The sequence below is a fragment of the Streptococcus sp. oral taxon 058 str. F0407 genome (genome assembly GCF_000235485.1).
Classification (GTDB): Bacteria; Bacillota; Bacilli; order Lactobacillales; family Streptococcaceae; genus Streptococcus.
This window is the reverse complement of sequence record NZ_JH378883.1, coordinates 54,756-58,986: the sequence shown is the minus strand read 5'-3', so window position 1 is coordinate 58,986 and position 4,231 is coordinate 54,756. Positions and strand designations below refer to the sequence as shown.

General features: G+C 42.9%; 4 protein-coding genes and 1 pseudogene. All 5 read left to right on the top strand.

Translation table 11 applies throughout. The features are described from left to right. Window positions 1-164 precede the first annotated feature (164 nt). The gene (locus HMPREF9184_RS09365) at window positions 165-1,325 is read left to right on the top strand and encodes an ADP-ribosyltransferase (protein ID WP_232196690.1); all 1,161 of its coding nucleotides are present in this window, start codon (window positions 165-167) and stop codon (window positions 1,323-1,325) included. 9 nt (window positions 1,326-1,334) lie between these two features. After that, window positions 1,335-2,326, top strand: a pseudogene (locus tag HMPREF9184_RS01175) (ADP-ribosylglycohydrolase family protein). 121 nt (window positions 2,327-2,447) lie between these two features. Further along, window positions 2,448-2,837, top strand: a complete 390-nt coding sequence (locus HMPREF9184_RS01170) for a YwqH-like family protein (protein ID WP_050541558.1) — start codon at window positions 2,448-2,450, stop codon at window positions 2,835-2,837. A gap of 4 nt (window positions 2,838-2,841) precedes the next feature. Further along, window positions 2,842-3,126, top strand: coding sequence for a TIGR04197 family type VII secretion effector (locus HMPREF9184_RS01165; RefSeq protein ID WP_000274520.1), 285 nt, complete (start codon window positions 2,842-2,844; stop codon window positions 3,124-3,126). Window positions 3,127-3,135: 9 nt separating this feature from the next. Continuing rightward, window positions 3,136-4,231 (top strand): T7SS effector LXG polymorphic toxin (locus HMPREF9184_RS09610; protein ID WP_009444097.1); only part of this gene is annotated, 1,096 nt, incomplete at its 3' end.

Genomic DNA, 4,231 nt, shown 5'->3' with positions numbered 1-4,231 from the left:
GTCAGGATTTGGTCGCCTTTAAGGAACTTCTAGCTGCGACTAAGGCCTTGATAGCAGAGCATGCAGGGAAGACACGTACCGTAGGAAGCTACCAGTCGGGAGATTTCGCTAAACTCCAATCTGTCCAACGCTTTGCGATAGCCTACCAACAAGCAACCAAGCAGATGGAGAGTCGCGTTGAACGAGTGAAAGCTGCCCAGGAGCGGGACAAGGCTCGTTTTGAGGCCTTGGCTGCGGAGGATCGAGCCAAGAAGGGTTGGATAGACTTAGGTCTTGGTGTACTGACAGCCGCGATTGGGGTTCTTGCGATTGTAGCGACCTGTGGGTCTGCGACACCTTTGGTTTTTGGGTTTGGCTTAACGGCTGGACTTGGAACGTTTGCCTATGGGACCTCTAATGCAGGGGAAGGGATTCATAATATCCAACTTGGGAATGCAGGGGATGGCCATACCAAGGCAAAAAACTTTATCCGAGATACGCTTTTCATGGGGAATGACAAGCTGTATCATCAGGTTGGTGGGATCTTTGTGACAGCGAGTTCCATCATGATTCCCATAGGGCATACGCAAAGCGTTGTCAAGGGCTTGACCCAGTTTGCGATAGGGGAAGCTGGAGCTTATACAACGGGTCAGGTTGCCTATCATGGGACTAAGCTCCTAGGTGGTAGTGAGGAAGACGCCCAAACCGCAAACTTTATCGGGAATATCGTAGGAGGTTATGCGGCCTCCTCAGCAGCCAGCAAGTTTAGTCTCAACAAGGTGAAAGTAGATGTCGAAACACCGAAGTATAGTACGCAAGAACTAGATACCTATTTTAGAAAAAGCCAACAAAGTTTTACGAATGCAGAAGCTGAGGGGTTACGAGTCTATACAAGTAATGATTATACTTACATTAATAACTACTTAAGAGGGTTCAGTGACGATTTAGGCCCTATTTCAACTTCAACTATTTCTGATATCGATTCTGCATTGTCTAAGATGGAATTGCCAGCTGATTTAACTTTATACAGGGGAACAAGTTCAGCGCCTTTCATGAACATCGTTGATAAAAACTATAACGGAACTCTGGATTGGAATTCGTTAGTAGGAAAAACTTTTGAAGATCGAGCTTTTGTTAGTACTTCAGTTGAGAGTAAGACAGCCTTTGGAGGTGGTGTAAGATGGGAAATCAACGCACCAAAAGGTTCTAAAGGAGGGATGGTTAACACTTTCAGTATGTTCCCTAATGAAAATGAGTTATTGTTGCCAAGAAATTCAAAATTCTTAATAAAGGGTATAGATAAAGTTGATAATAATATTATTCTAAAAATGGATTTAATAGAATAGGAGAAGGCTATGAGATTAAGAGATAAATGGGAAGATGATTCAAATCAGTATAGAAGATATAATCTTAAACAAAAGATAAATTCGGTTATCTTTGGTCTAGCAATAGGTGATGCACTGGGAGTCCCTGTAGAGTTCAGAGATAGAGATACCTATCATATTTCAGATATGGTGGGTTATGGAACCTATAATCAACCAGCTGGTACTTGGTCAGATGATACTTCTTTATCCTTAGCACTTATTGAACACCTATGTGAGGATTCTGATTTGAATGGGTTGATGGATAAATTTGTAGCTTGTCAGGGCTACCTCACCCCTTTTGGATATTGTTTTGATATTGGTGTTGCGACTAATCAGGCGATTGAACGGTATTTGGCAGGAGTCTCTCCAGAGAAATGTGGAGGAACTAGTGAGAGAGATAATGGCAATGGAGCTCTGATGAGGATATCTCCCTTAGCTTTGCACTTATATGAAAATTTTGATTTCAGTTATAGATCAAAAATAATTGAGAAATATACTAAGCTGACCCATGCTCATCCAAGGTCTATCGTGGCATCTATTCTTTATGTCCAGCTTTTAATCGGTTTTCTTCTTAACATTCGTTTAGAAAAATTACTTTGTCAATTAAAACCTTATCTTGAAGATTATTTCAAGGAAAAACCCGAATACTGGGAAGAGTATCAAGAACATTTTAGAGAAATATTTGATAGAGAATTTTATCAAAAATCTAGGGAAGATATTGCTTCTACAGGCTATGTTGTTGATACCTTGAAGGCTTGTCTCTGGTGTTTGGGTACAACAGATAGTTTTGAAGAAGCTGTTCTAAAAGCCGTTAATCTTGGAGGGGATACCGATACCATCGGTGCCATTACAGGTACCTTGGCTGGAGCCCACTATCAACTGGAAGGCATCCCGAAAAATGGATTCAACAGCTGGCTAATAGAGAATTGATTGACGAAAAATGTCGGCAATTACTGGAACACTTATATAAACAATCAAAATAGTTCTTATTATTGGGCAACAATCAGAACAACTCCCCCTTTTATGATAAAATAAATCAAACAAGAGTTTACTAATATTTTATTGGTAAACTCTTGCTTTAAATAGAATTCTCTACAAAGACAAGTGAGCCCCCACTCTTCCAGCATCTCCTCCGACCAATCACGGATTACTTCCATTGATGAAAAATTGGAACGTCTTCGCACCGCCAAGAAGTCTGTAGGGGAAATTCAAAAAAAGGTTCACAATATCAAGTATCCCATCATGCACCGAAATATTCAGCTAGATTGGCAAGGGAAACAAAAAGATGACTTCACCAAGCAGTGGGAAACCTTCTCCAGTGACTACACGAGTTTCCAAACGGAGATGAATACCTTCTATGATGCCATCTGTGATGAAATCACTAGACTAGAAAACCAAAAGAACGAAGAGAATGGCATTATTGGCTGGTGTCAAAGTCAGATTAACAGTCTGGGAAATTTCATCGAGAAGCTACTACATACGAAGGAGGGGTAAGGTCATGTATGGAACGATTCAATTATCCGAGGTTCTGTTTAACTCGCACATCAGTAGTTTGACCAAGGCTCAGGCTAGTTTGGCTGGAGTGAGTAAGCCAACCTTCAAAACGACATCGGAATCCAAGGTGCTCGATTTGTATCAGGAACAATTCAATGAGCTCTGTCAGCTGATGACGAGCTATACATCCTTATTGGAAACAGACATTGCCTTGATGGCAGCTACAGGAAAAGAATTGGCTCGTACAGATACAGTATTGGGACAAACTCTGTTTCCTGGCTTGCAGTAGGGAGGTGCCATGAGTTACAAGATAACATTTGATGATATTACCTCTGTTCAAGTGGAAAGTCAAAAGACGATGAATGCTTGGGGAGAGGCCATCAATAATCTCAATACCGCTATGACGGACTTTATCAATAATACTAACCTCCAAGGTCAGGCCATCTCGAGTATGCGCACCTACCTAGTAGAGGTGCATGGAACCCTCCTTCAAACTCTGGTCAACTTGATGAATGACTACTCATCTAACCTCTTGCTTTACAAGGACGGTTACTATCAAATTGATTCGAGCAATCATGCAAAGCTACCAGGTCAGGTGTTTACAAACCTTCATAGTGACTTAAAGAGTTCACGGAACAATCTAAAGAGTGAGATTGAGCTCTTAAACGTGGCCAAGGACAAGATTTCAGACTTGGTAAGCTATTCAGGAAGTAGTCATACCAGTACGATCATGAACTATAACTTCCTCATGAATCAGGTCAAGAACCTGGACAGCTCCATCACTCAGTACGAGAGTAACCATGCGAGTCAGGATTTGGTCGCCTTTAAGGAACTTCTAGCTGCGACCAAGGCCTTGATAGCGGAACATGCAGGGAAGACACGTACTGTGGGAAGCTATCAGTCTGGAGACTTTGCGAAACTCCAATCTGTTCAACGTTTTGCGATAGCCTACCAACAGGCGAGCAAGCAGATGGAGAGTCGCGTTGAGCGAGTGAAAGCCGCCCAGGAGCGGGACAAGGCTCGTTTTGAAGCCTTGGCTGCGGAGGATCGAGCCAAGAAAGGTTGGATAGACCTGGGTCTTGGTGTGGTGACCTTTGCGATTGGTGCTTTAGCGATTTGGGCAACTATGGGTGCAGCGACACCCTTGGTTGTTGGATTTGGGCTAACTGCAGGTCTGGGGACGACGGCTTATGGGGCGTCTAATATGTACGAGGCAGGTCAGAATATCCAACTTGGGAATGCAGGGGATGGCCACACCAAGGCAAAAAATCCTATCCGAGATACGCTTTTCATGGGGAATGACAAGCTGTATCATCAGGTTGGTGGAATCTTTGTGACGGCGAGTGCTATCATGATTCCCATAGGGCAGACGCAGAGCGTTGTCAAGGGCTTGA

Excerpts from the sequence above, each read along its gene's own strand:
- HMPREF9184_RS01165 (WP_000274520.1), top strand. The coding sequence starts at position 2,842 with ATGTATGGAACGATTCAATTATCCGAGGTTCTGTTTAACTCGCACATC.
- HMPREF9184_RS09365 (WP_232196690.1), top strand. The coding sequence starts at position 165 with ATGGAGAGTCGCGTTGAACGAGTGAAAGCTGCCCAGGAGCGGGACAAG.